Source organism: Dyadobacter psychrophilus, assembly GCF_900167945.1.
Classification (GTDB): domain Bacteria; phylum Bacteroidota; class Bacteroidia; order Cytophagales; family Spirosomataceae; genus Dyadobacter; species Dyadobacter psychrophilus.
Genome location: NZ_FUZA01000002.1, coordinates 1,621,587 through 1,645,603 on the forward strand (window position 1 = coordinate 1,621,587; position 24,017 = coordinate 1,645,603).

21 protein-coding genes, 1 tRNA gene and 1 pseudogene are annotated in these 24,017 nt (G+C 45.0%); 11 read left to right on the top strand and 12 right to left on the bottom strand.

What is annotated here, in order from left to right; genetic code table 11:
• The gene (locus B5X68_RS13710; RefSeq protein WP_082215221.1) at positions 1–741 is read left to right on the top strand and encodes a LytR/AlgR family response regulator transcription factor; all 741 of its coding nucleotides are present in this window, start codon (positions 1–3) and stop codon (positions 739–741) included.
• Between the two features lie 4 nt (positions 742–745).
• On the opposite strand, the gene B5X68_RS13715 is transcribed toward B5X68_RS13710, so the two are convergent.
• Genes B5X68_RS13715 through B5X68_RS13735 form a run of 5 tightly spaced genes read right to left on the bottom strand, consistent with a single transcriptional unit; the run spans position 746 to position 3,238 of the window.
• Entirely contained in the window at positions 746–1,411 is a 666-nt protein-coding gene (locus B5X68_RS13715) for a DNA alkylation repair protein (protein ID WP_082215222.1), read from the bottom strand.
• Between the two features lie 17 nt (positions 1,412–1,428).
• Positions 1,429–1,995: a DUF4256 domain-containing protein gene (locus B5X68_RS13720; protein ID WP_082215223.1), complete on the bottom strand. Its 567-nt coding sequence runs from the start codon at positions 1,993–1,995 to the stop codon at positions 1,429–1,431.
• Positions 1,996–2,041: 46 nt separating this feature from the next.
• The gene (locus B5X68_RS13725; RefSeq protein ID WP_082215224.1) at positions 2,042–2,422 is read right to left on the bottom strand and encodes a DoxX family protein; all 381 of its coding nucleotides are present in this window, start codon (positions 2,420–2,422) and stop codon (positions 2,042–2,044) included.
• A gap of 7 nt (positions 2,423–2,429) precedes the next feature.
• A complete protein-coding gene (locus B5X68_RS13730; RefSeq protein WP_082215225.1) occupies positions 2,430–2,912 on the bottom strand; it encodes an SRPBCC family protein in 483 nt (160 codons plus the stop codon).
• Positions 2,913–2,914: 2 nt separating this feature from the next.
• Positions 2,915–3,238, bottom strand: coding sequence for an ArsR/SmtB family transcription factor (locus B5X68_RS13735; protein WP_082215226.1), 324 nt, complete (start codon positions 3,236–3,238; stop codon positions 2,915–2,917).
• A 117-nt stretch (positions 3,239–3,355) separates the two neighbouring features.
• Between B5X68_RS13735 and B5X68_RS13740 the strand changes: the two genes are divergently transcribed.
• Together B5X68_RS13740 and B5X68_RS13745 are read left to right on the top strand one after the other, a co-directional pair.
• Positions 3,356–5,428, top strand: a complete 2,073-nt coding sequence (locus tag B5X68_RS13740; RefSeq protein WP_082215227.1) for a tetratricopeptide repeat-containing sensor histidine kinase — start codon at positions 3,356–3,358, stop codon at positions 5,426–5,428.
• An 80-nt stretch (positions 5,429–5,508) separates the two neighbouring features.
• A complete protein-coding gene (locus B5X68_RS13745) occupies positions 5,509–6,921 on the top strand; it encodes an RNA polymerase sigma factor (protein WP_082215228.1) in 1,413 nt (470 codons plus the stop codon).
• A gap of 55 nt (positions 6,922–6,976) precedes the next feature.
• On the opposite strand, the gene katG is transcribed toward B5X68_RS13745, so the two are convergent.
• From katG to B5X68_RS13760, 3 genes are all read right to left on the bottom strand, one after another.
• The gene (gene katG, locus B5X68_RS13750; protein ID WP_082215229.1) at positions 6,977–9,250 is read right to left on the bottom strand and encodes a catalase/peroxidase HPI; all 2,274 of its coding nucleotides are present in this window, start codon (positions 9,248–9,250) and stop codon (positions 6,977–6,979) included.
• A gap of 220 nt (positions 9,251–9,470) precedes the next feature.
• Entirely contained in the window at positions 9,471–12,122 is a 2,652-nt protein-coding gene (locus tag B5X68_RS13755; RefSeq protein WP_229208398.1) for an ABC transporter permease, read from the bottom strand.
• A 2-nt stretch (positions 12,123–12,124) separates the two neighbouring features.
• Positions 12,125–12,457 carry a PadR family transcriptional regulator gene (locus B5X68_RS13760; protein WP_082215231.1) on the bottom strand — a complete coding sequence of 111 codons (333 nt, stop codon included), beginning with the start codon at positions 12,455–12,457 and terminating at the stop codon, positions 12,125–12,127.
• Between the two features lie 868 nt (positions 12,458–13,325).
• On the opposite strand from B5X68_RS13760, the gene B5X68_RS29215 reads away from it, so the two are divergent.
• On the top strand, positions 13,326–13,622 hold the full coding sequence (locus tag B5X68_RS29215) for a hypothetical protein (protein ID WP_229208399.1): 297 nt from the start codon (positions 13,326–13,328) through the stop codon (positions 13,620–13,622).
• 224 nt (positions 13,623–13,846) lie between these two features.
• Here B5X68_RS29215 and B5X68_RS13775 read toward each other — a convergent pair whose 3' ends face one another.
• Positions 13,847–15,766 carry a T9SS type A sorting domain-containing protein gene (locus B5X68_RS13775; RefSeq protein ID WP_082215233.1) on the bottom strand — a complete coding sequence of 640 codons (1,920 nt, stop codon included), beginning with the start codon at positions 15,764–15,766 and terminating at the stop codon, positions 13,847–13,849.
• A 361-nt stretch (positions 15,767–16,127) separates the two neighbouring features.
• On the opposite strand from B5X68_RS13775, the gene B5X68_RS29465 reads away from it, so the two are divergent.
• From B5X68_RS29465 to B5X68_RS13805, 6 genes are all read left to right on the top strand, one after another.
• Complete coding sequence (locus B5X68_RS29465; protein ID WP_374754819.1) at positions 16,128–16,466, top strand: ABC transporter permease; 339 nt, start codon at positions 16,128–16,130, stop codon at positions 16,464–16,466.
• A gap of 1 nt (position 16,467) precedes the next feature.
• Positions 16,468–17,244: an ABC transporter permease gene (locus B5X68_RS13785; protein ID WP_082215235.1), complete on the top strand. Its 777-nt coding sequence runs from the start codon at positions 16,468–16,470 to the stop codon at positions 17,242–17,244.
• A 322-nt stretch (positions 17,245–17,566) separates the two neighbouring features.
• Positions 17,567–18,253, top strand: a complete 687-nt coding sequence (locus B5X68_RS13790) for a hypothetical protein (protein ID WP_082215236.1) — start codon at positions 17,567–17,569, stop codon at positions 18,251–18,253.
• Positions 18,254–18,397: 144 nt separating this feature from the next.
• Positions 18,398–19,033 (top strand): FISUMP domain-containing protein, encoded by a 636-nt coding sequence (locus B5X68_RS13795; protein WP_082215237.1) that lies wholly within the window; start codon positions 18,398–18,400, stop codon positions 19,031–19,033.
• A 924-nt stretch (positions 19,034–19,957) separates the two neighbouring features.
• On the top strand, positions 19,958–20,515 hold the full coding sequence (locus B5X68_RS13800; protein ID WP_082215238.1) for an antirestriction protein ArdA: 558 nt from the start codon (positions 19,958–19,960) through the stop codon (positions 20,513–20,515).
• Positions 20,516–20,695: 180 nt separating this feature from the next.
• Complete coding sequence (locus tag B5X68_RS13805) at positions 20,696–20,962, top strand: DNA-binding protein (protein WP_229208401.1); 267 nt, start codon at positions 20,696–20,698, stop codon at positions 20,960–20,962.
• Between the two features lie 357 nt (positions 20,963–21,319).
• Here B5X68_RS13805 and B5X68_RS29225 read toward each other — a convergent pair whose 3' ends face one another.
• The 3 genes from B5X68_RS29225 to B5X68_RS13820 form a co-directional block, all read right to left on the bottom strand.
• Positions 21,320–21,871 carry a site-specific integrase gene (locus B5X68_RS29225; RefSeq protein WP_229208402.1) on the bottom strand — a complete coding sequence of 184 codons (552 nt, stop codon included), beginning with the start codon at positions 21,869–21,871 and terminating at the stop codon, positions 21,320–21,322.
• Entirely contained in the window at positions 21,862–22,629 is a 768-nt protein-coding gene (locus B5X68_RS29230) for a phage integrase SAM-like domain-containing protein (RefSeq protein ID WP_229208403.1), read from the bottom strand. The genes B5X68_RS29225 and B5X68_RS29230 overlap by 10 nt, the downstream gene beginning before the upstream one ends.
• 250 nt (positions 22,630–22,879) lie before the next feature.
• A tRNA-Lys gene (locus B5X68_RS13820) sits at positions 22,880–22,952 on the bottom strand.
• Positions 22,953–23,529: 577 nt separating this feature from the next.
• On the opposite strand from B5X68_RS13820, the pseudogene B5X68_RS13825 reads away from it, so the two are divergent.
• Positions 23,530–24,017 (top strand): annotated as a pseudogene (locus tag B5X68_RS13825) (hypothetical protein); the annotation flags it as partial.

Genomic DNA, 24,017 nt, shown 5'->3' on the forward strand with positions numbered 1-24,017 from the left:
ATGACAGTTTTAAAAATTGGTGTTGTAGAAGACGAACTCGTCATTGCCCGTACGATCCTGAACAGCCTGGAAGAACTCGGCTACTCGCATTGCGGGCCGGCCATTAATTACACCGAAGCTGTGGATATGCTCGATAATGACAAGCCGGACCTGGTGTTACTGGACATTCAGCTGGCTGGCCGGAAAGACGGGTTTGATGTAGCCGAAAAGATCAACGAGACTTATAAGATCCCCTTTATTTTCCTTACCGCGAATAGCGACTTTGAAACCATAGGCCGCGCCAAGCTGGTGAAACCGCACGCATACATTGTAAAACCTTTCACAAAAGAGGAATTATATGCGGCCATTGAAATCGCTTTCAACAACTTCACGGCCCATCGAAGCCACACGAAGCCCGAAAAGGGCGCTTCGCACCAGGGCCGCAATTTTATGTTTGTCAAGGACGGCTATGTTTTCAGAAAAATATTTTTTGATGAACTGCTTTATCTGGAAAGCGAGGCGAACTATGTGCTTCTCCACCTGAAATCACTCAAAAAAATAATGGTGCGTTCCACGATCAATGACTTCATGGAACATCTGGATCCCGACCGCTTCGTTCGTATACACCGCCGATTTTCGGTCAATGTACATTTCATCGAAGATATTTTTCCTGATGAAGTCTCGCTTCAAGGCCATAGGTTGCCCATCGGCAAGTCGTTCCGGGATGGACTGTTCAATGTTTTGGGCATCAAACATTCCTAGGTTTTCACCCTTGCCTGCGGACTATTTCATTGATCCATATCGGCGCGAAAGGCGAAGTACAGCCCTTGGAAACGGGATAATCCCGAAAAACGCCTAGCCGCTCCCCTATTGCAAGGGCGCGTTCCCGGTGCTCCGGAAATTTGATCCCAATATTAGCAAGTGCTGAATTCATGGTCCACTGGACTTCCGGCGCCGCACCTGGCATTTCTGATTCAATTCGATCAAGGATCGCGGGCAGGTCCAGCACCTCGGGGTTACGCGCCACACAGCCGCTTGTAAGGCTCCATCCGGCCCGGGCCGCCATAATATCATCGGAATTCATCCACTCCCTCCGCAAGAATTCATGTTCGGGATGATCTTTGATAACATAGGAATACAGCCAGTCCGCAACCTGGGTATATTTCTCCGATTTTACCATCCTGTCCAGCTCCTCCGCCGATAGCTTTTTGGGAACGATGATCAATGTTGCCAAAAGCCGGGCTTCCATGTTTTCGGTGTCCCAAAGTGCCATTGCCAATGCATGGTCCGTCTTAATTTTGTCTGCCACCTTTCGGATCTCGCCCAATTTTATGCCAAACTGGTTCTCGCCCGCACCACGCTTCCGGTAAAAATCCCGCATCTTCTCACTGCCGAGCGATTCGAGCTGGTCGAGTGTTTCTTTGAGCGTCATAATGCTATTTTTTTAAATTAAACCCTGATTGAGCCACGGAAACCTCTTGCTGCATAGTAAGAATCGGCGCCGTTGTGGTAAATAAAAACCCTGTCGAAGCGGCGGTCACCGAAAATGGCACCACCCAGTTTCCTTACATCCGCGCCGGTTTTCAGCCAACTTGATGTTTTCAAATCGAACTTCCCCAATGTCTGTAATTCCTGGTATTCCGCTTCCGTCAAAAGCTCAATGCCCATTTCGGCGGCCCTGTCCATCGCCGTGCCTTCCGGTTTGTTGGCTTTCCGCGATTCCCACGCAGCGCGGTCGTAACAAAGGCTTCTTCTATCCTTTGGAGTTTCCGCGGAGCAATCAAAAAAGATATACGCATCCGATTTCTCATCATAACCAACCACATCCGGCTCACCGCCTGTGATTTCCATTTCGTCCAGCACCCACAGCTTTTCCGGACCAGCTTCCAGCTTTGCTTGTATCTTACTCCATTCCAAACCCTTATGACGGGCCATATTTTTCTCAAAGCGGTTTTTCAATGTACTTAAAAGCTCCTTTGCCTGTTCTTCGGAAAGCTGTTTTTTGTTATTTTTCATATCTATTTAAATTAGTGTAAATCCGTGTATCCGTGGCGAAAAGAATTTAAAGAGCACTCCTTAACCGGCGCGATTCCGGCCTGAAATACCAGGACACAACCGTAAGAACGATTAATAAGACTGGCCCAAAAAACTCCTTAGCACCGTCACCAGCCGCAATGTGTGAGAAAACAGCTCCTGACATGGCAAAGAAAAAACCCGCATATGCCCATTCCTTTACCAATGGAAATTGAGGAATAAGCACGGCAATCACGCCCAGCATTTTCCAAACACCGATAATGGTCAGAAAATAAAGCGGATAGCCCAGATGCGTCATCATATCTACTTCCTCTTTCAGCTTGATTAGCTGCACAGCGCCGCTCGACACCATTCCCAATGAAAGCCAGAGAGTTGCAATCCAGTAAATGATCTTGTTTCGCTTCGTCATGATTATGTTATTTTAAATGGTTTACAACTTCCTGTAATCTGTTATGCGCCATGTTAATGCCCTGGGCAAAAGGCATTTTCAACATTTGATCTCTGAGCTCCACCGATTTATAAACAATTTGCATGGTGAGTTTACTGGTCTCGCTGGTGACTTTCTCAAAATCAAGGAATTCTAGTTGAATCTCGAACTGGAATGGCGAACCGGGTGTATTTTCCATTTCAAATGTCCTCGTAATGCGCTGCTCATGAATGAATTCGGGATAGACACCATTGATCCTTACCAGCACATTCCCCTGTGGGTCCGACGTTTCAAACTCGTAGGCGCCATGCTTTTTATTTTCGAGTTTCAGTACTTTTGTCCCCATCCATTGCGCCACGATCTCCGGCTCCATGTATGCCTTGAAAAGTAAATCCAAAGGCAGATCAAACTCCCTGGTAATGATAATTTCCTGTTTGCCTTCCTCGGCGTGCACTTTGGTTTTGCGCTCCATATTTATTTGTCGGATTTGTAATTTTTCATAATCGATTCCAGTTTGTTGAACCTGTCGTCCCACATATTGCGGAACGGTTCAATAAAATCGGCCACCTCTTTCATTTTCCTGGCATTAATGTGATAGTAAACCTCCCGGCCATTCTGATGTTGTTCCAGTAACTCACACTCGGTAAGTATCGACAAATGTTTCGAAACCGTCGGCCGCGCAGTATCAAAGTTGGCGGCTATTGCGCCGGCGGTCATCGTTTGCGTTGCAACCAACAGAAGTATTGCTCTTCGTGTCGGGTCTGCTATTGCCTGAAATACGTCTCGTCTTAAATTCATTATGTAGTTATTTGGCTACGAATATACATGTAGTCATTTAGCTACGCAAATTTTTCAGTAAATTTTTTTAAAGGCTGCTTTGTTGGTAGCATCCAATTGCTAAAACATATTCTACTAATGAGGAATTATTTCTATCAGCTCACACATTTGAACGAAGGCAGCATTATTTTTTTTTCGTTTGTTTTGATCTGGGGTTTTACAGGATGCCAAAAATCCAGGGAAATTGATCATAAAAACCAAATGAGCGTATGGATCGACAGCCTGGATCGCAATTCACGGAAAATCGGGATAAAGACCGCCATTCAATCCTTTGATTCGCTGACGTCTACACTTGGCAACCTAGGTTTGGGCGACAGGATGCGCTACTACAAGTTTATGAAAGTGCTCAGTCACAGGGATTCCACATTGTCCGAAGAGGCGCTGAGTTACACGGACAGTCTTTTACAACTATTCCCCACGGACCGCATTCGCGAGCAATATCCGATTGAATATTCAAAGGCCTTGCTATTGAAGGGAGATGATCTGCTGAAACAGAAAAGGTTTTACCAGGCATACCACAATTATTATCATGGAAAATCCTTTTTAAGTGCCGTCGGCCAAACGTGTGAATGTGCCCGTTACAGCAGCAGAATTGCAAATATTTCGTACCAGGAGGAAAACTATTATCAGGCAATTGAATATTGGAAACATGAAATGAAGGAATTGGCGGAATGTGGAAAGTCAGGAAGTTTTCAACTGGAATTTATTGAAATGCAGGGTGCATTACGGAACATTGGAATGTCCTATCTTTCGCTGAACAAACCTGACACGGCCTTAAATTACCTTCAACAGGCAAAGGCTTTCATCAACAATCATGCAGCAGAATTCCCCAAGGAAAAGAACTTTATCAAGTTCGCCCAAATCGTCATTTTAAAGAATCAGGCTGAGGCCTATGCGTTAAAAGGCGAATGGAGAACCGCGGAAAGACTTGTAAAGAGCTGCCTTCAGCATGATGACGAGATTGACTGGTCCATAGACGTGGAACGGGAGTCGCGGGAGTTGCTGGCAAAAATATACATTGAAACCAAACAATTTAACGAGGCTGATGCGCAGCTTAAAATCTTAAAAACGCTGCCTGGGGCATCAGATCAAGCTGCTAATACCAGCGCGTATCAAAAAATGCAGGCATCGGTCTTATTTGGGCAGGGCCGGTTCGAAGATGCCGGCAGGTTGCTGATCGCCAGCATGGAAGCGGACCGCGCTGCCAAATTTGCAAAAAATGCGGAGAACCGGATCGATGTCGGGCAGTTGCTGCAGCAAGTCCGGCGGCAGCACGAGATTGAGATGGAAAATGAAAAAGACGCCCGCGAGAAATTGTTTTTGTATTTCACCATTATCCTCTCTATCACTCTCGGCACCATTGCCTATCTGATCTGGCGGAATGCCCGAAAAAGTATTGTCAATTTAAGGGCTGTCACGGAGTTGAATAAAGTTATAACCCAGAGTAACATTGTTTTACAGGACACAGTCAACGCATTGGAACAGGCGGAAATGGAAAACGAGCATGTTCTGAAGATCGTAGCGCACGATCTTCGCAACCCGATTGCGTCCATCATTTCTGCTTCGCACATGCTTTTCTGGGACGAAGAGCCTTCGGAAGAACAGGGTGTACTTATATCCGGCATTCAGCTTTCGGCGGGAAAGGCAAACACACTGATCAGCCAGATCCTGGAATCAACGTCGGACCGCGAGCGCATTGTCAAGCATGAGGTTGCCTTACAGGAAATTGTGCAGTCCTGCATTGATATGCTGAGTCACAAAGCCAACGACAAACAGCAGAAAATTCACTATCATTATGATCCTGTCATAGTCCCGGTTGACCGCGAAAAAATCTGGCGGGTTTTCTGTAACCTGCTAAGCAATGCCATCAAATTTTCTCAATCCGGCGGCACAATCCGGATCACTCTGCAACGGCAAAGTGATATGGTCTTGCTGTCTTTGGAAGACAATGGGATTGGTATACCTGAAAATTTGAAGGACCAGATCTTTCTTCCTTTAAACAGTGCAAAAAGGTCGGGAACGGCTGGTGAGCAATCGTATGGAATTGGTCTTTCTATCTGTAAACAAATCGTGGAATCACACGGAGGCAATATCTGGTTTGAACCTGCTAAGGACGCCGGGACGGTGTTTTTTGTTGAGTTGCCTGTTTGATGCTGCAATTGCGTAAATTTTCCCGAATCTAAGCTGCAACCATTTGAAGAGATGGCATCATAGGGAGGTAAGTTTTCGATATGGACAACAGGTCAAACAATTTTTGGGAATCCATATACAGGCAGAACATTGCCAAAATGATCGGCGTTTGCTGGCGTTACACGCAAGACCGGCAAACAGCTGAGGATCTGGCACACGATGCATTTGTAGTCGCAATCAACAAAGCGTCGAGTTTTGAAAACAAGGGACCATTTGAGGCTTGGCTCCGACGCATTGTTGTGAACGTAGCCCTTCAATATCTCAGGGAGCGGAAAAAATCGGATAACCTGGATCGCCCAGCCGCCACAACCTTCATTTATAGCGACGTTGAGGATGAAAATAGCCATAACGATCTCCATACATTTTCCGAAGCCGAGCTTTTAGAGGTCATCGGATATCTGCCAGAGCACCACCGCCTGGTTTTTAATCTTTATGTAATCGATAATTTTTCGCATGCACAGATCGCCGCGAGGCTTAGCATCAGCGAAGGAACTTCTAAATCACATCTGGCACGTGCAAGAAAGAAGATACGCCAACTGCTTCAAGCTAAGCTTCAAGAAGATAAAAAACGAAGACGAACATTCCTATTGCTACTCTTTCCCTCCCGATTTTGGCATATTGACAGCTTGATTACAAAAGGATTGAACGGATTTGAAATAGAACCTCTGAAAAACCGTCCTGAAAACATTGCGCTTGATTTGCCACCAGTTTCAAATTCAAGGCCGTTCATGTCAAATAAAACCTATTTGAAGTACGGCATTTCATCCGTTGCCTCTGTAATGGTTTTGATAGCGATTTTAAAATATGATGTAATTTCTGAAAAGAAGAATTTGGTTCCGGTGATCACTTCGCGCACACTGGATTCCACGGCAAAGAAGTTATCTCAATTAAATGATTCCACAACTGCCACCATTCTGCAAAATCCCGTCATAGTTGAAAAAATCAAAAAATCAGAACCAATGAAAACTATGAACACGCTCGGGGGACTACTGATGGCAGGCCTGGCATTTGACACCTCAGCTTTACCGACAACATTGCCCGTCACATTCAAGAACCCACGCATTACGGCTAATAACGCACCGGCAATGCCGAAAATCCCCGAAAGCATCCAGCCGCTGACCGCACAAAAACTTCCAAAGCTGGCGGGCACCTTTCATGCGTCAGAGCTATTCTGGTCAGATGCAGATCGCGCGTTATATCTGAAAGGAAACGATGTGAAGGTTCACCTGACCAATCAGAAGTTCAAGGGAAGCGGCACCTTCTCATTTATCAAAGGAATCAATTACATGGTTATCAACGGCAATCCCATGAAATTGAATGAGACCATCGCACTAACGGAACAGGAATATTATATCAAGGTTCTTAATGAAGCGGAAGGTGCGAAAAAATATGGCGATGAGGGGAAATATGGAGTTGTAGAAATTATGCTTGCCGATAAACGTTCGGGAAAATAGTAAAAGGGGCATCTCACAATCGAGACGCCCCTTTTTGCAATGAACATTATGCTGGTCAAGCCAGATCGAATCTGTCCAGATTCATTACTTTCGTCCAGGCAGCGACGAAATCCTTCACAAATTTGCCTTGCGCGTCTGCGCTCGCGTACACTTCCGCAATAGCGCGCAACTCCGAATTCGAACCGAAAACCAGATCAGCGCGTGTGGCGGTCCATTTAGGCTGGCCGGTTGTGCGGTCACTTCCCAAATAAACCTCTTTGTCCTCGCCCATCGCTTTCCACGCCGTATTCATATCCAGCAGGTTAACAAAGAAATCATTGCTTAACTGACCTGGACGTGATGTGAACACACCATTTTTAGAACCATCGAAATTTGTACTTAATGCACGCATCCCGCCTACTAATACGGTCAATTCCGGTGCAGTAAGGGTCAGCAACTGCGCTTTGTCGATCAGCAATTCTTCCGTAGAGACCGAGTAAGTGCTGCCGCGGTAATTCCGGAAGCCATCAGCCGCCGGTTCCAGGTAACTAACCGATTCAATGTCTGTTTGCGCTGCGGACGCATCCATACGGCCAGGTGTAAACGGAACGCTGATCGAATGTCCGAAATCGCTCGCTGCTTTTTCGATGGCGGCACCACCTGCAAGAACGATCAGGTCAGCCAGTGAAACTTTTTTGCCTGCTGACTGGGTGCTATTGAATTCACCCTGAATGCTTTCCAGCGTACCAAGCACTTTTTGCAACTGAGCAGGATTATTTACTTTCCAATCTTTTTGAGGAGCCAGGCGAACACGTGCCCCATTTGCACCGCCGCGCTTATCAGAACCACGGAATGTCGAAGCCGAAGCCCAGGCCGCTGAAACCAGCTCAGACACGCTCAAACCAGACGCCAGAATATTTGATTTTAAAGCCGAAATATCGTTTTCATCGATCAGCGCATGGTCAACCGCCGGGATAGGATCTTGCCAGATAAGCACTTCCGCCGGCACTTCCGGACCCAGGTAACGCGCACGCGGGCCCATATCACGGTGTGTTAACTTGAACCATGCACGGGCAAATGCGTCCGCAAATGCATCCGGATTTTCCAGAAAATGCCTCGATATCTTTTCATAAGCGGGATCGAGCCTCAGCGCCAGATCCGTCGTTAACATCGTCGGCGCATGCTTTTTCGAGCTGTCGTATGCGTCCGGGATAATGTTACCTGCGTTTTTAGCAACCCACTGATGTGCCCCGCCCGGGCTCTTGGTTAATTCCCATTCAAAGGCGAAGAGGTTTTCGAAGAAATTGTTGCTCCACTGCGTTGGCGTCGTTGTCCAGATCACTTCCAATCCGCTGGTAATCGTATCTGCACCGCGTCCCGAACCAAAGCTATTGCTCCAACCCAATCCCTGCGACTCTACGTCAGCAGCCTCAGGCTCATTGCCTACGTGGTCCGAAGGCGCGGCTCCGTGGGTTTTACCAAAACTGTGTCCGCCCGCGATCAGGGCAACGGTCTCTTCATCATTCATGGCCATGCGGCCAAATGTATCGCGGATATCCTTTGCAGCGGCAACAGGATCGGGATTTCCGTCCGGCCCTTCGGGATTCACATAAATAAGACCCATATGTGCAGCACCGAGCGGCTTTTCGAGGGTGCGCGAGTGGATCCCTTCTCCCGGATCTTCGTCCGACGAAACCACACCATGGCCCGCAACGCCTGCCACGCCATTGGCATAACGCTCGTCATTACCCAACCAGGTGGTTTCCGCACCCCAGTAAACGTCTTCATCAGGTTCCCAGACGTCAGCGCGTCCGCCAGCGAAGCCGAACGTTTTAAAGCCCATCGATTCCAGCGCCACATTTCCTGTCAGGATCATTAAATCGGCCCAGGAAAGTTTCTGCCCATATTTTTGTTTGATAGGCCAAAGCAAACGGCGGGCCTTATCCAGACTCACATTGTCAGGCCAGCTATTCAGCGGCGCAAAACGCTGTTGTCCGGAACCACCACCGCCCCGACCGTCGAATACGCGGTAAGTTCCTGCGCTATGCCACGCCATGCGAATGAAAAGCGGTCCATAGTGTCCAAAATCGGCCGGCCACCAGTCCTGCGAATTGGTCATCAGCGCATGCAGATCAGCCTTAACGGCTTGCAAATCGAGACTTTTAAATGCTTCGGCATAATCAAATTCCGGTTCCAGCGGGTTCGTTTTGGACGAGTGCTGACGCAAAATGCTTAGTTTTAACTGGTTAGGCCACCAGTCACGGTTCCTGGTGCCGCCGCCGCCCACATTATGGCTCATCGTGCCGTTATGGAACGGGCATTTGCTAATGTCATTTGAGTCTTTTTCCATTGTTACAAGTTCATGATTTTAAAACTTTCTCCTGCGATAGATAAATTGCAGGATGGCAAGTTATAGTTTTGAACAAGATAATAACAATCGATTAATTCTATATTTTAATAGTTAAAATCTATTTATAAAAAAGACGACAGCGCATTTAATGGCTTTACACTTTGCCGTTGGCTTCGGTCTGACCCAACTTCACATGCATTATCCCTCAACAGTTTTCCAATTATTCTGATTTTAGACTTTTAACTGGGTTCATCAATGCAGCTTTGATACTTTGAAAACTAATTGTCAGGAATGCAACCACGACAGAGAGCATTCCAGCCATTGCAAAAATCCACCATTCAATGTCCGTTTTATAAGTATAGCCTTCTAAAAACCTGCTCATGGCATACCATGCAAGCGGGACGGCAATAATAAAAGCTACTAATACCAGCTTTAAGAAATCTTTGGATAGTAATTTCACAATGCTTGGAACAGTTGCTCCCAATACTTTTCGAACACCGATTTCCTTCGTGCGTTGTGTCACAACAAATGAGACAAGCCCAAACAAACCGAGAGAACCGATCAAAATTCCTATCCCCGCAAAAAGCTGGAGAAAATTTGAAAGCTTCTTTTCGTTATCATAAAACTTGGTGATATCGTCTTCTAAAAACTTCGCTTCAAAGTAGTGATTGGGATACATCGCTTTCCAGTATTTTTCAATGACGGCTAATGCGGCCGCTTTCTGCTGCGGATCAATTCGGATACTTGCTAATTGCAAGTTCCAGGTTGTGTAAAAGTAAATGTGTGGCATCAGCTTACTTTTCAAGTCTTCTGAAATATAGTTTCGTACAACACCCACTACCGTGCCCTTTGATCCCCATATTTCAAGTTTCTGACCGATCGCCTTTTCCGGATTTTTGAATCCCAGGTCAGTAGCCGCTTTTTCATTAATGATCACATCCGTATTCTCCTTGCTTGTTCCCAGTTCGGAAGTTGTATCGGTGGATGTTAATTTCCTGCCTGCGACCAACGGGATATGGAAGAAATCGAAGTAATTGGTATCAACATGCTGAATGCGAAAAGTCTCTTCACCATCGGCAAACGCATGATGCTTAATCCTACCCCACCAATGATTGCGGTGACTGGCCGGGGTGGTAAGTCCGAACGTTACATCCCGGATCTGGCCGTGTTGCATTATCTGGGATCTTAACCTTTCACAGTTGGCTGCATTACGATCGGGTATCGCAACGGTTATGATGCCGCTCTTTTCAAACCCAAGGTCTTTACTATAAAAATATTTCACTTGCTTCACGCCCAGGATTGTGCATATAACCAGGACCTGGGCTATCACAAATTGCAGGACGATCAATTTGGAACGCAATGAAACTCCACGGCCGGAAGGAACAGAAAGGCGACTTTGCAATGCTCTTATCGGTTCAAACTTGGAGAGCATCACGGCGGGATAAATGCCTGCAAGAAAGGTTACGGCAATTCCAAGGATCAATAAAAATACAATCGTGCTCCCTTGCCATATTTCCGACTGCGCTGCCTGCGTATTGAGCATTTCGGATGAATACCGGATCAGGTTTGCTGCAAGCAGGCTTCCAAAAACGATCGCAACGAAAACCAGAATGGCCGTTTCACCAAAAAACTGTCCGATCAGCTGACCTTTACCACTTCCCAATACTTTTCGCATGGCAATTTCCCTGCCTCGCTGGATAGACTGAACGGTAGCCAGATTGATAAAATTAATGCATGCGATCAATATGAGGAACATGCCAATGCAGGCCAGCGAATAAATAATCCACTTAGACATGGAGTAATTATATGCATCTTTTTCCGTGTCAAAATGCATTTCAGACAATGGTTGCAGCACGAACTTCGCTATACCGGTGTCATCCTGGTGTTTCAGCGCCAAGCTTGTCAGGCCTTTATTCACAGGTTCAGCAGAAGCGCCTTTTTTTAACAAAACAAATCCCTGATCCATCGAATCGCCGCCGCCCCAGGAATCTTCATTTTTGAATTCTGGCTGCAATTGCTTCAAGGTCTCCCAGGAAATGATCATTTGCAGAGGAAATTCGGAATTGACGGGAAGCTTGCGAATTATACCAGATACGGTAAGATCGGTAAGGTTATCGAATCGAAAGGTTTTGCCCATCGCGTTTCCACCAAACATTTTTAGGGCAGTTTCGTCATCGATTACCACATTTCCCCGAGCGTTCAAAGACTGTTTAGGCGATCCTTCAATCCATTCTGCATCAATGATATCAAACATATCCCCAGACGTGAAAAAGACATTGTTCTGGTTAAAAATTTTCGTCCCTGCTTTGACAGTCTTGGCGCCCCAGCCGTACAAGTTCGCCGCTTTTTCGATCTGGGGAAACTGCGTTTTTAATGTTTTTATAATGGTCTGATGAATGTGCGGCTGTTGCTCGCCAAACCTATCTATTGAATTGACGCGATAAATACGATCTGCTTTTGAGTGATAACGGTCAAAGCTATACTCGAAGCGGACAATCCAGAACAGCGTGATAGCAACACCAAGACCCAGTGTAAGTCCGGCAAGGTTGACAAACGAATAGAGTTTATTTTTCGATAGACTCCTGAATGCGGCTTTGAAATAATTTCGAATCATGGCTGGATGTATTAATAAGGGTTGGCGATAATTTTGACGGGTTTGACGACGACGGATAAAGGGTGGCATTACCGATACGATGCTAATCAGATAACGGATATTTGCATAAAGGCGGCCTCTTTCCTTATACCACCATCCATACAATTCTTCCATATCTCCCTGCACTTCCTCCAAGGTGTCGGAGGGATGAAGCCACGAGAGAAGTCGCTGAGCCCAGCGCGGGGGAGTTTGATTATGGGGTGCAGTTCCTGGCTTCATATTCAAGTAAGTTTCAAAAAGTGAGGAGGAACCATCTGCCAAAGCTCGTTTCGAAGTTGCTGAATGTCATTGATTGCGCGACTACCAAGTGCTGTTACAACAAAAATACGCTTGCGCCGGCCCCCTCTTTCCGTAGTAGCTCCACCAAGCTTTGATGTTAAACACCCTTTTTCTTCCAGGCGGATCAATGTATTATGGACGGTTCCAAAAGTTACCTTTCGTCCTGTATGACGCTCCAATTCGTGATTGATTGTGGCACCGTATGCATCTCCGTCCAGTATGGCTACAATAAGCAATACAATCTCTTCAAATTCACCTAAATTGGTTCTTTTCATTACTTAAATGATTAGTCTCTATTTTGTCATACAAATAGTTTGCCTGTTTTTTTCGCCAAGAAAAAAGCGTCCTCTGACGCTCCTGACTAATTAATTGAAATATCGCAATGTCCGATTCCGAACATAAGTTGTTCGGAATCGAGAGCAAAACTGGCTGGTCAGCTGCCGCTCGAACTTAGTTAGTGTTCATATATTTCTTTTCTGGCAGAACCCTTTGCAAGCAGTCATTTTTAGGCTTCGGAACACAAGTGGTCTGAGTGCACACTTTTTCCCAAAGAAATTTCATCGCCGAGCCCCTCAATGATGATACGGACATAGCTTGGCGTTTCGCCGTGTTTGGTCGCGTTAGCTTTGAAGCACCAGATACTCGGGGTGACGCATCGATTTCCTCAAAACAGCATCATACCAATTATTTTGGAAATCGGTTACCTAATTTGGATAATCAGACGAGTAACGGGATCGGTTGGTTTACTCTGATCACGAATGGTTTAATAATCTTCGGAAAGCTGATTTTCAGATTATTTTAAACGAGAAAAGCGCCCTTTGAGGCGCTTTCAGTGATCCCGCTGGGATCATATTTTTCAAGATAACAAATTGTTTATCAAGTTTTTACGTCCTGTCAAATCTGGTACTCACCTTGTCACTCACCAAATTGTGGTGGTCAGCTTGCAATTGATTCAAAGATAGGAAAATTTATAAAATTCTTCCGCCAGCGACTTCGGAGCGTTTGGGCGGGCCAGAGTCAATTGTATTACAATTGTACATCTGGCCATTACCTTCTACGGTAATTAATGTCCCCTAGCTGGTTGTAGGCTCAGCAGATTTTTAGTAACCTATTTTAGCGGGAAATAACCCATAAAAAGCACCAATGAAAATTAAATCAATAAAATTCTTTGCGCCAGAAGAAAACGTGCAGGTTCAGAAATCGGCACGCAAAGCGAAGCCATTGCCAACCGGCTATATCTCTGCCACTGGCAAACTAGTATTTCCGTCTGTTACCTTAGAGGAACTAGGTATCAATGCTGCGTCAACCCAGTTCAAGATCGGCACAGACATGGGTAAAAGGAAAATCAAGTCATTGTACCTGGTTCCATCAGGAAGTGTTGAGCAGGCTTTTTCATTTGAAAGAAGCGGACGTGGCGGATATGTTATTCCTTTGCACTGATATTAAAGAAGGGAGGAACTGATTTCGAAAGTGCGAAGGTGAACTTCTCTGTCAGAATGTTTCGTTATGAAGAAGGAGCTGTAGGATATCAGCTACCTTTGAAAATTCCGCACCAAAACCGGAATATACCGGAAAGCCGCGTGGAAGAAAACCTAAGACAGCCGCCGATTCAGAGTAGTTAGCTTCGCATTAGCTTGTCTGTGGTCAGCCAGCTGGTCCAACATTTATTGCTTCACAAAAACCTGACTGGATGTCCCCTCCCTGAGAATATACATTCCCGGCGACAGACCTTTGACATCAATATATGTCCTGGGCTTAACCATACGCTTTTCAAAAACAGTCCGGCCAAGCATGTCTGTGATCTGTATACGTCCACTGGCGCGCTCTGTTTCGATAAAAAGATCTCCCATCGTAGGGTTTGGATAAACGGACATACGGGAAACCTTGCCGATATTAACATTTGCGATTTTGCTGTACGCAGATTTTCCGTCATGATCCAGTTGTTTCAGGCGATAGTAGTTGGAACCTGACAAAGGATTTGTGTCCAGATACTGATAGCTGCGAATGGTGTCTGAGCTGTAACTGTATGGGTCTACAAAGCCAATCTTTTCGAAATGCTTCCCATCATCACTGCGTTCGATTTCGAAACCCTTGTTATTGGTTTCCTGACTGGTTTTCCAGGTTAGAACTGCGTTGTTATTTTCCTTGTGGGCCTCAAAAGAGACCAGGGTTACTGGAAGCGAGCCATCTTTGTTGAGGCGGGATGCAAATATGCTGTCACCAGTCCGCGAGACAACAACGAAACCTCCGTTATCGTCATTGGTAACTGCCACGAGGCCCTGACTTCCTCCAATGGCAACCGGGGCGCCATTGTTTCCCCAAAGTAAAGCTCCTGCGCCATTCAGGCGCTGGGCGTATGCATCTGCCTCGTCATAGAAAATGTCGTCAACCGGGTAGTCAGTCCAACCCACGACAGCCCCGCCTTCGCCGTCAGGGGTCATTTGTGGACCAACTTGATTGGAAGGTCGCGCACATACAAGTATTCCGTCAGCTGTCCATTGAGCCTGGCCGCTTGTATTGATCCGTTGCGCGTAGATGTCATGATCAGAAGAGCCATTTCTCGCATCTTGCCAAGCGATGATCGCGCCTCCTTGCGCATCACTGATGATCCTGGGATTAGTCTGATCTTCAGTCGCAGTACAAACGGGCAGTCCTCCAAGTGTCCATTGAGGTTGTCCGTCCGAATTGATCCTTTGCGCATACAGATTCCCGGAAGAATTACGGACGTCATACCAAACTGTTATTATTCCACCATTGCCATCAGCAATGGAACTAGGTTGATGTATGCCGGAACTAATAATACCCATAGGAACCCCATCAGCGTCCCAAAGTGCATTGCCATTCTGATCGATTCGTTGTGCGAGCATTGGATTAGGGCTATACTCCCAATCCGAGTTTTGCTTCCAGGTTAATATTGCGCCCCCGTTTCCATCACTAACTATATTTAAAAAATCATTACCAAACTCTTCGCTCTGAGTGACTTTAATAACCTCATTTTGCCATACGCCTACACCGTCACTATTGATTCGATTAATATAAACTTCTGATGGTTGACTAAAATCAGTACCCTTAATGCCTCTCCAGGCGATAATAGCTCCGCCATTTCCATCACCTACAATTTTAACTCTTTCCCCATGGCAATCGGTGCATATGTTAATTCCCCTAAATTGCCATTGTGTCTGACCAGTTCCATTAATCTTTTGAACATAAACATGGGAGCCATCCCGTGTATCTGACCATGCAATGATGGCATTGCCATTTCCATCACTTATCGATCCGATTTCATCGATAGTTGCAATCAGTTCATCGTTCCCTTGCATGGCACGCACGATGTGGCCCTCATTTTCGCCCCATTGAGGTAACCCCTCCGTTGTAATGCGTTGTGCGTAGATATTTGGCCCAAACGTTCTCCAATCTTCCCAGACAAGGAACGTTCCACCATTATTATCTGTGTGATGGGTAAATTCTCTTATCGTGTTCGTTCCCTGACGTATTAGATTGCTTTGCATCGGATCTGTGCTCCATTGTGCGTGGCCAGTCAGGTTCGCACAAATAAGTGCCAATATCAGTAGTATTGTTTTCACAGCGTAAAGGGTTATTTTGAAGTTAAATTTCGTGTCGTACTTTTCAGAAATTGTGGCTTATCCCAAAATTATAGCCATTCATAGTTAAGTATTAAGTAAATGTTTTATACTTATGCGTTAGTTGTCAGTACTTTATGACAGGCGGAATGGAATACCTTGCAGAATTTGCAGTAGGTTCTATCCTGTTCAAGAAATAGGTTGAATAGATCATTAACATAGCCAGGAGCGATTCTTCAGCACATCATTAGCCGAAGCATGAAAGCAAGGAAACTACTTTCGATATTCGCTAATCCCGTTGACTGATATTCACCTTCATTCCCCAAGGGCAGGCGAGCTAACGCCAAACGGTAGTATCGAGTATGTGTATATCTTCACTGGTATTGGATTGTTCATCTTACTGATCGCTGTTGTCAATTTCATTAATCTGACAACAGCCCGCTCCATCAAGCGAGCCAGGGAAATTGGAGTTCGGAGGGTATTAGGCTCTACCCGAAAAGGTTTGGTATCGCAATTCTTGTCCGAATCCATGTTGATAGCTTTCATATCCATGCTCTGTGCATTGGGGCTGGTCTTCTCTTTACTGCCTCTTTTTAACACATTGACTTCTCTAAGTCTATCATTATCTGAGCTCTTGAGTATCCCAAGTGCAATCGGGCTTTTTTCGTTCGCTGCTTCAATTGGCATAATGGCAGGTATTTAAAATGACGTTGCTTCAAGGCCGCTATTTTACAAAGGGTCAAGTGACCGATTCTGATCGTGTAGTGATCAACGAAAGTGCCGCCAAACAGCTTGGCTATAAACAGCCGGTTGGTAAAACCATTCACAAACAAGGTGGTGAACAATTAACAATTGTAGGGGTTGTGAAAGATTTCAATTACGAAACGCTACGGACTAAGATTGAACCGTTGTGCCTTATGCTTGATACGGATATCGTCGCAGGCAAAAATAGGGATGCGCTATCACTGAGACTAGAAACCGAAGATATGGTATCCTTACTATCCGTTTTGGAAAGCAGATGGAAGAAAGTTGCACCAGGTCAGCCTTTTGAATACTCTTTTTTAAATGAAAGTTTCGACAACATGTATCGCGCTGAACAACGTGTTCAGGTGCTTTTTACTGTATTTACTACAATTGCTATCCTCATTTCTTGTTTATGTTTATTTGGTCTGGCCACATTTACAGCCGAGCAACGCACCAAAGAAATTGGTGTTCGAAAGGTGCTGGGGGCCTCGGTGGCGAGCATTGTGACGCTACTGTCAACAGACTTTCTTAGACCTGTATTATTTGCAATTCTGATTGCCTTCCCAATTGCCTGGTATATGATGACTCGCTGGTTGCAAGACTTTAATTACCGGATTGATAGCGAATGGTGGGTATTTGCTGCGATGCTATCGATCGTTATTGCTCTGATTACGGTCAGTTTCCAAAGTATAGAAGCGGCATTAATGAACCCTGTAAGATCGTTAAAAAGTGATTAGCCTCACAATGAACAATGGTCACATGACTACTTTCTTGTTGGAATAACTTTTAAATGGTTACAATTACTATTAATGTCTGTCTGTGAATTTTAGAAATGTTTTGCACCGTTTTAACGGTGATTTTTAGCAGTGCTAGGTTTGTTTAACAGCGGTTGTCTCAGGTGATTCTAAATGATGTTGCCTGCGGTACGAGGTAACTGTTGATAGTTCCAGATCTGCATTGCGCCTAACGATAAAATTTTTATGTACAATAGAGTATACGAGGCTTAAACGTGCATCTTTTGTTTGATAGTCAAGAACTTATGCAAACAATAACAAGCGTATGATAAATGTTCTAATGTCCCTTTTGTTATTTGGATCACTAAAATATCCTGCTCCAACAAATGTGCCTAAGAGTGTCGATAGTGTATTTCATGCTTTTAGGTTTGAAAACTTCAGAGAAAGTGTCATTTACTTTCGAAATAAAACGTCTCGTAAAGTATTAGTGAATTATCACTTAGGATACGGTAAATTACAGTTTATCAATGGTCATGGTGACACACTTCTGCTCACTAATAAGTATTTAATAGATCGCATATTAGTAAGTGGATGCGAGTTTATACTCGCTCCCAAAGATGAAGATAATGACCTAGAAATTGTATCTGCTTTCTCACAGGGTAGAATTGGCATGATCACCAAGTATGTTGATAATACCAATCCGGCATCTACTTCGTCCCCAAAATATTTAGACAACCCATCTTCGTCAATACCTACCTCTCTCTATATTTCTAATGCCAACAGTGAATTTCACTGGCAAAACACTGTCTTACCATTGAAGCGCCATTTGAAAACAACATATCATTTCGTCGATTCTAACGGTATTATTTCATCAGTTTCACAAAAAAGCCTTTTTAAGCTTTATGCTAAAAAAAATAAGGATATAAAAAGATATCTGAGATCGACTGACATAGACTTTTCAAATTTACTTGATATTCAAAGGGTTGTTTCATACTTAGACGCAGATAACTAGACAGTAGCAACACGTCACAATATTGGTTTTCGCAAATAAAACCAACAGCGTTATTCGTTGGCAATAAAAATTATCCTGATGATCCGCTGAAAAAATCCTGCAAGGCTTGTTCAAATTTTCCTGAACGTTTAATCTGAAACAATAATGATGAAACAATACATCTTTACCGTGCTTGCTGCCTTGTTTTTGACACAAGAAGGAATTGCCCAATCTACTGGCACCTTCACTGACTCGCGCGATGGTCAAACGTATAAAACGATGAGCTTTAAGGAAGACTCAACCGGCAAAACCGTTACCTGGTTGGCACAAAACCTGAACTATAAAGTGGAAGGCAGCTATGCTTATGATGATAATGAAAATAATCGGAAGGAGCTGGGCTTGCTTTACACCTGGGAGGCAGCGAAAAAAGCCTGCCCCTGCGGCTGGCATTTAGCGACGGATAGCGAATGGGCTGTTCTTGTGAATCATTTTGGCGGCAAGGACAGCGCCGGTGAAGCGTTAAAAAGCACCAAAGGCTGGAATGAGGACGGTAACGGTACAAATAGCAGCGGGTTCGACGCGCCAGCAGGAGGTCACCGGAAACCTGATGGCAGTTATTTTGCCCAAGGTGTTTTAGGTATCTTTTGGACGTCCACACTTACTAATTCGGTTGATAAAGTCTGGGGGTGGAACTTTCACTATGGCGGCCCTCCAAGTAGCAATAAACGAAATTTAAAAAAAGCGTTCCGTTGGGATGTTCAAGTTCCTGTCGGAATCTCAGTTCGTTTGGTCCGGGATTAAGGCAAGCCATTAGCTTTTTGCAACGACTATGTCGAATTACGACACTTCCCTGAATATCACTCAAAAACACTTTCCTTTATTTACGCCATCTCATAGGCCCATAGAAAGGAAAGCAAAGTATAAATACGAGCCAGCTTACGATCTTGTTTTTCATGGTTCTACATCTAACGATTTATAAATGATCATGCGCCCGTTGGTTATACCAAATAACCGGAAAGGGTAGAATATAATTATGCGTATCCAGCGAAGTAGCTTTTTCATAGCCATGTAGTTTTCTAAAAGAAAGATACTGAGAATCAACCACTATTCCAACCTTGTCCCAACTGCTATGTAGTTGCCATTCAGTGAGACACCGATTGCTTTCCCATTCGTTCCGGATCGGCAGCTGCACCGGGTGAATCGCTTCTTCTTTTGCCTTCTGACTTAGCCCTCCATGGCAGCTTTACCGACGCGGGCCCAAACCGCATTGCAGTATTTTGCCTTGTCCTGGATTTCTTTTCCCTCCAATTGCAAGTCGTAAAGCCTATATCAGGGCAATTTAATTTTAAAATTTTCGTGCAAAAGAGTCCTGAAGTTTACACAGGTCAGCCAAACAACAACAGATGATTGCTTGTGTCTCAAATTGCCATCTTATATATCAACGTCTGATATTTTGCCCTCGCATGAGTTGTATGAGAATTTATAATTTGAATTTACTTAGACTGTGACCGGCGCAAACGAAAGTTACAAAGCAAAAAATGACGGCTGCAAGCCTGCACTCCGTCATCCGGCTTTTTAGCTAAACCCGCATTTGCCCGCCGCACCTTAAACCGCCGGATGGGCTTGCACCAAGGGGCTTCGCCCCGTCATTTCTTCTTTGAGTGGAAGGCAGCGATTGCCCTGAGCACGAAGCTGGGGCCTTAGCTACTTAAATGCCTTTCAATCATGAACGATTTCGAGAAAGCTCCACGAATCTACGTTGGTACTTATGGTCAATACAACAACGGTTCACTGTTTGGTAAATGGTTTGACCTTTCAGATTACGAAAACCTCAAAGACTATCTGCAAGACTGCTTCGAATTCCACCGGAATGAGCTGGATCCGGAATTGATGTTTCAAGACTGGGAGAACATCCCGGACTTCCTGATCTCTGAATGCAGCCTGCACCAGATTGCTTTCGCATACTTTGAAGCGATCAGCGAAATGGATGAAGATACCGCCGAAGCATTTGAGATCTATAGCAACCACATTAACAGCTGGCCCTCCAATGGATATGAGTTGGAAGATCAACTCGAATGTTTCAGGGAGAACTACCGCGGATACTTTGGAGGCGCGATGAAAGATGCCAAGCTCGATTACGCTTACCAATATGTTGAAGATGCCGGGATGCTATTCGGAGCACCAGCTGCTCTCGAGCGTTACTTTGATTATGAATCCTTCGCCAGGGACCTATTCCTGGATGGACATAGCGAGTACGGTGGACACATATTCATTGATTATTGAAGATTGTCTAAGCTGCACGATGCAGGCCAGCATCTTGCAGCTTTTTTCTTTTTATTCCATGAGAAAAATGGGAACAAAAATCTGGATTGTCGGCACTATTTTCAGCCAACGAGTATTGCGAAGGGCACTGACTGCCTTTGTGGTGCTTCAATTTGGTCAAATAAGAAAACGAAACAGGCAATGGTAAAAGAGGAAAAGAAAAGCGAAAAGAATGCCGCCGTTTACGCCAATCAGCTGGTCACACTGGCAGATCTGGAAAAGTGTAAAGATCAAATGCTCGAGCAGTTGCGGATAATGCTGAAACCGAGCAGCGCGGCCCAAACCAAGCAATGGCTCAAATCCAGGGAAGTAAGAAAGCTGCTGGATATATCGCCTGGCAAACTTCACCAGCTTCGGGCAAATCGTCAGCTGGGCTATATGCGCATTGGGGGGGGTGATCTATTATGACCGCGAGGATATCGAGAAGATGTTTGAACGTTTCAAAATACCCATGGGCAAATGAAAAATAAGCGCAACACGGCAGCGAATGGGTTCGGCAGCCAGGTCCCGCCCAGCTGGCGTCAAGTCAGCGTTTACTTCTCCCAACAATCATCTCCAAATAGACAGGCGATAGATTTCTTTATGCATTATCAGCAGCGCAAATGGCTAGACGATCATAGTAAGCCGCTGAGAAACTGGAAGAAGCTTGCCTGGACATGGATTTGGTACCGAGGTTAGGATGAATGACGAGTACATATTCAGCGTCTCTGGTATGAGCTGTATTGATAGGAAGCCGTGACCAAGCCTGGCCACGGCTTCGCTTATTTACGCAACACGCCGAAGGCTGCCCGTCTTTGAAAAGAGCTTTTGGCGGACTTTTGCCACATTTTCGCTGATCCTGGATTTTCTCACGCGACAGTACCGCATCGTCGTCCGGATGTTCTTATGGCCAAGCATCTTACTAACATCTTCCAAGGGGACGCCATTGTTTAGCATTATATCTGCAAAGAAATGCCGGGCATCATGGGTGTCAAGTTTTCGGATACTTCCTGTAATGTCTCGGATATCACACAGGTCTGCGATCTCCTTTAAATAGGTATTGTAGCGAAAATTGCTGTTTACAGGGATCAGTTTGTCAAAGGTGATACAGTAAGGATGGTCCCTGTATTTGTCGATCAGTTCATCAACGATCGGCAGGATAGGCACCATTTCGCCGACCTGGGTCTTTCCGCGTTTGCGCAACAGCCACCGTTCCCTGGTTGTGCCGACCAGCACAATACTGTCGCGGGTTAGGTTATAGATATCCTGATAGGCAAATCCAGTGAAACACTGGAAGATGAATGCATCCCGGACCTCGGCGAGCCTTTCTACGTGCATCTTCTTTCGGTAGATGCGCTCGACCTGCTCGAATTCCAGCGGGATAACCTCCACTTCCCCACCAGAGCACTTGAAACCTTCCATAGGGTTTCTGGTAATGAAATCCTTTTTGACACCGATCTTACTATTTGCCTGGTCGACTTGACATCTTTCCTGGCAGAAACCTCGGCAAGCGGTTTGGGTTTATGAAGGGTCAGGTAGTCATAGAGCTCTTCTGCAAAAAGGCCGGACAGCTGCGGAAATTTGAGGTCGGAGCATTTGTACTGATATTTAATAAAGGCAGTGACATGCCTTTTAAGCTTTCGCCAGTGCCGAAGCGTATTGTCGGAACGCATCCCGCGTCCGACCATCAGCTCAAACTTTTCGATGTGCTCATCAAATGCTTCGAGCAGCGTCTGTTCTTTCTTCAAAGCTTGCTTGCAGGCGTCAGGCTTGTCCTCTACCGGCTTTCCTTTGAAGACGTTTTTCAGCATGGTTGGTGTAATGCTTTCAAACTGGGATTGCAGCACCATGAATTGGGAAGTAAGCGCAGTCCGTGTCTGATCAATAGCAATATTGATCAATTTGCCTTCCATGCCAGGCGCGGTCACTTTTTTGGTTTTGGAGCACCAGTCGTCTGGGTGCATCTTTTTTCCTAGGGAGATTTCATCTTCGAGTCCCTCGATGGTAACCCGGACATAGATTGGCGCTTTGCCGTCTTTGGTCGCTTTGGCCTTGAAGAGACAGAACAGGATCGAAAGTTTCTGATTGCTTTTCATCCTTCACACTTTTAAGTGATCTAATGTTTCCCTATGGGGACATCCCGCAGGCGACGCATCGATTTCCTCAAAATCACATCACACAAGCTATTATCGGAAATTCGGTTACCTAATTTAGAAAATCAGATAGGTAACCGAAAAGGTAACCGAATCGGTTGGTTTACTTTGATCAGGAATGATTCACAAATCTTCAACAGGCTGATTTTCCGACCATTTTAAACAAGAAAAGCGCCCTTTGAGGCGCTTTCAGTGATCCCGCTGGGATTCGAACCCAGGACCCATACATTAAAAGTGTATTGCTCTACCAGCTGAGCTACGGAATCGTTTTGCTAATTAAACTGCTAGCCTCAGCTTTTTTACCTCGTGTCCCGTTCCTCAATCGTGGTGCAAAGGTACATTTTAAATATTTCCTTCCAAATCGAGGACAAAAGTTTTTGTGTCAGTAAATTTTCAGACGTGTCTAACCTTCTGTTTTAAAGACATATGGCTGGCCAAAAATTTTTCAAAAATTTTACAATTTCTTAATCCTTCCCAAAAAATAGCCTGCCGTGGGCGCTGACGCTGCTTTTGTATTGAAAATTATATTGAAGGCGGGGAACTTTTTATTTAACGGTTCATATACGCATTCATAATTTTTATTTTTCCCCGTTGTTACTAAATAAATTATTACTACATTTCGAGGGATTATTCTACTACAAACATATTCTATCTGTGACAAAATAAATTACCTAATAACATTACATACTCTTTGTCAAGGAGTTACACTCTTCAGTCAGAATTTTCAAATCAGGGCTCGCCCCTTTCACCTGAAAACGACAAACTTCGGCGGTTCCGGAGTCTTGTTACGCATTTTTTTTCCCATTAAAATTTAGTTCTTCAACATTTACCTGATTAAGATTGATGAAATTTTTACAGAAGTTAATTTTCGCGAGCGGGTTGCTGGGCCTCATGGCGGCAACCTCGGATGATGCGTTACGGAAAGAGCAAATGGCTGTGGCGTCGCAGGTAGTCTGCGGAACAAAACCTGGAACGTCTCAGCCAATGGTATGGACTCACGACGAGTTCCTGGGAAATGTAGGTGGAAAGCCTGTATACACAATCATCCATCAGAACAGGATCTACATTAGATGGGACGGTAACCCTGATCAGAGCCGCAAATCGCAGGCATTTGATAACACGGCCATTCTGCTGCACATGGATAACAATAAGTTTCCTAACAACACGGACGGAAACCGGATTGTTAACTCATGTATCAACTCCATTGACCCAAGTACAATGGGTAACAATTACCTGGGAACACAGCAAGGCAACATGATCCCTTGTAACAACAAGCCTATTACAGATGGTTTGATGCTGGGTACATTCCGCGGAGGCGATGGTGTGAGAAC

Bases quoted from the DNA above. Each gene is read 5' to 3' on its own strand.
- B5X68_RS29225 (WP_229208402.1), bottom strand. From the start codon at position 21,871: ATGCACGTAGAAAGGCTCGCCGAGGTCCGGGATGCATTCATCTTCCAG.
- B5X68_RS13795 (WP_082215237.1), top strand. From the start codon at position 18,398: ATGATGAAACAATACATCTTTACCGTGCTTGCTGCCTTGTTTTTGACA.
- B5X68_RS13725 (WP_082215224.1), bottom strand. From the start codon at position 2,422: ATGACGAAGCGAAACAAGATCATTTACTGGATTGCAACTCTCTGGCTT.
- B5X68_RS29215 (WP_229208399.1), top strand. From the start codon at position 13,326: ATGAAAATTAAATCAATAAAATTCTTTGCGCCAGAAGAAAACGTGCAG.
- B5X68_RS13805 (WP_229208401.1), top strand. From the start codon at position 20,696: ATGGTAAAAGAGGAAAAGAAAAGCGAAAAGAATGCCGCCGTTTACGCC.
- B5X68_RS29230 (WP_229208403.1), bottom strand. From the start codon at position 22,629: ATGAAAAGCAATCAGAAACTTTCGATCCTGTTCTGTCTCTTCAAGGCC.
- B5X68_RS13720 (WP_082215223.1), bottom strand. From the start codon at position 1,995: ATGAAAAATAACAAAAAACAGCTTTCCGAAGAACAGGCAAAGGAGCTT.
- B5X68_RS13800 (WP_082215238.1), top strand. From the start codon at position 19,958: ATGAACGATTTCGAGAAAGCTCCACGAATCTACGTTGGTACTTATGGT.
- B5X68_RS13745 (WP_082215228.1), top strand. From the start codon at position 5,509: ATGGACAACAGGTCAAACAATTTTTGGGAATCCATATACAGGCAGAAC.
- B5X68_RS13785 (WP_082215235.1), top strand. From the start codon at position 16,468: ATGACGTTGCTTCAAGGCCGCTATTTTACAAAGGGTCAAGTGACCGAT.
- B5X68_RS13735 (WP_082215226.1), bottom strand. From the start codon at position 3,238: ATGAATTTAAGACGAGACGTATTTCAGGCAATAGCAGACCCGACACGA.
- B5X68_RS13730 (WP_082215225.1), bottom strand. From the start codon at position 2,912: ATGGAGCGCAAAACCAAAGTGCACGCCGAGGAAGGCAAACAGGAAATT.
- B5X68_RS13740 (WP_082215227.1), top strand. From the start codon at position 3,356: ATGAGGAATTATTTCTATCAGCTCACACATTTGAACGAAGGCAGCATT.
- B5X68_RS13790 (WP_082215236.1), top strand. From the start codon at position 17,567: ATGATAAATGTTCTAATGTCCCTTTTGTTATTTGGATCACTAAAATAT.
- B5X68_RS13715 (WP_082215222.1), bottom strand. From the start codon at position 1,411: ATGACGCTCAAAGAAACACTCGACCAGCTCGAATCGCTCGGCAGTGAG.
- katG (WP_082215229.1), bottom strand. From the start codon at position 9,250: ATGGAAAAAGACTCAAATGACATTAGCAAATGCCCGTTCCATAACGGC.
- B5X68_RS13755 (WP_229208398.1), bottom strand. From the start codon at position 12,122: ATGAAGCCAGGAACTGCACCCCATAATCAAACTCCCCCGCGCTGGGCT.
- B5X68_RS13760 (WP_082215231.1), bottom strand. From the start codon at position 12,457: ATGAAAAGAACCAATTTAGGTGAATTTGAAGAGATTGTATTGCTTATT.
- B5X68_RS13710 (WP_082215221.1), top strand. From the start codon at position 1: ATGACAGTTTTAAAAATTGGTGTTGTAGAAGACGAACTCGTCATTGCC.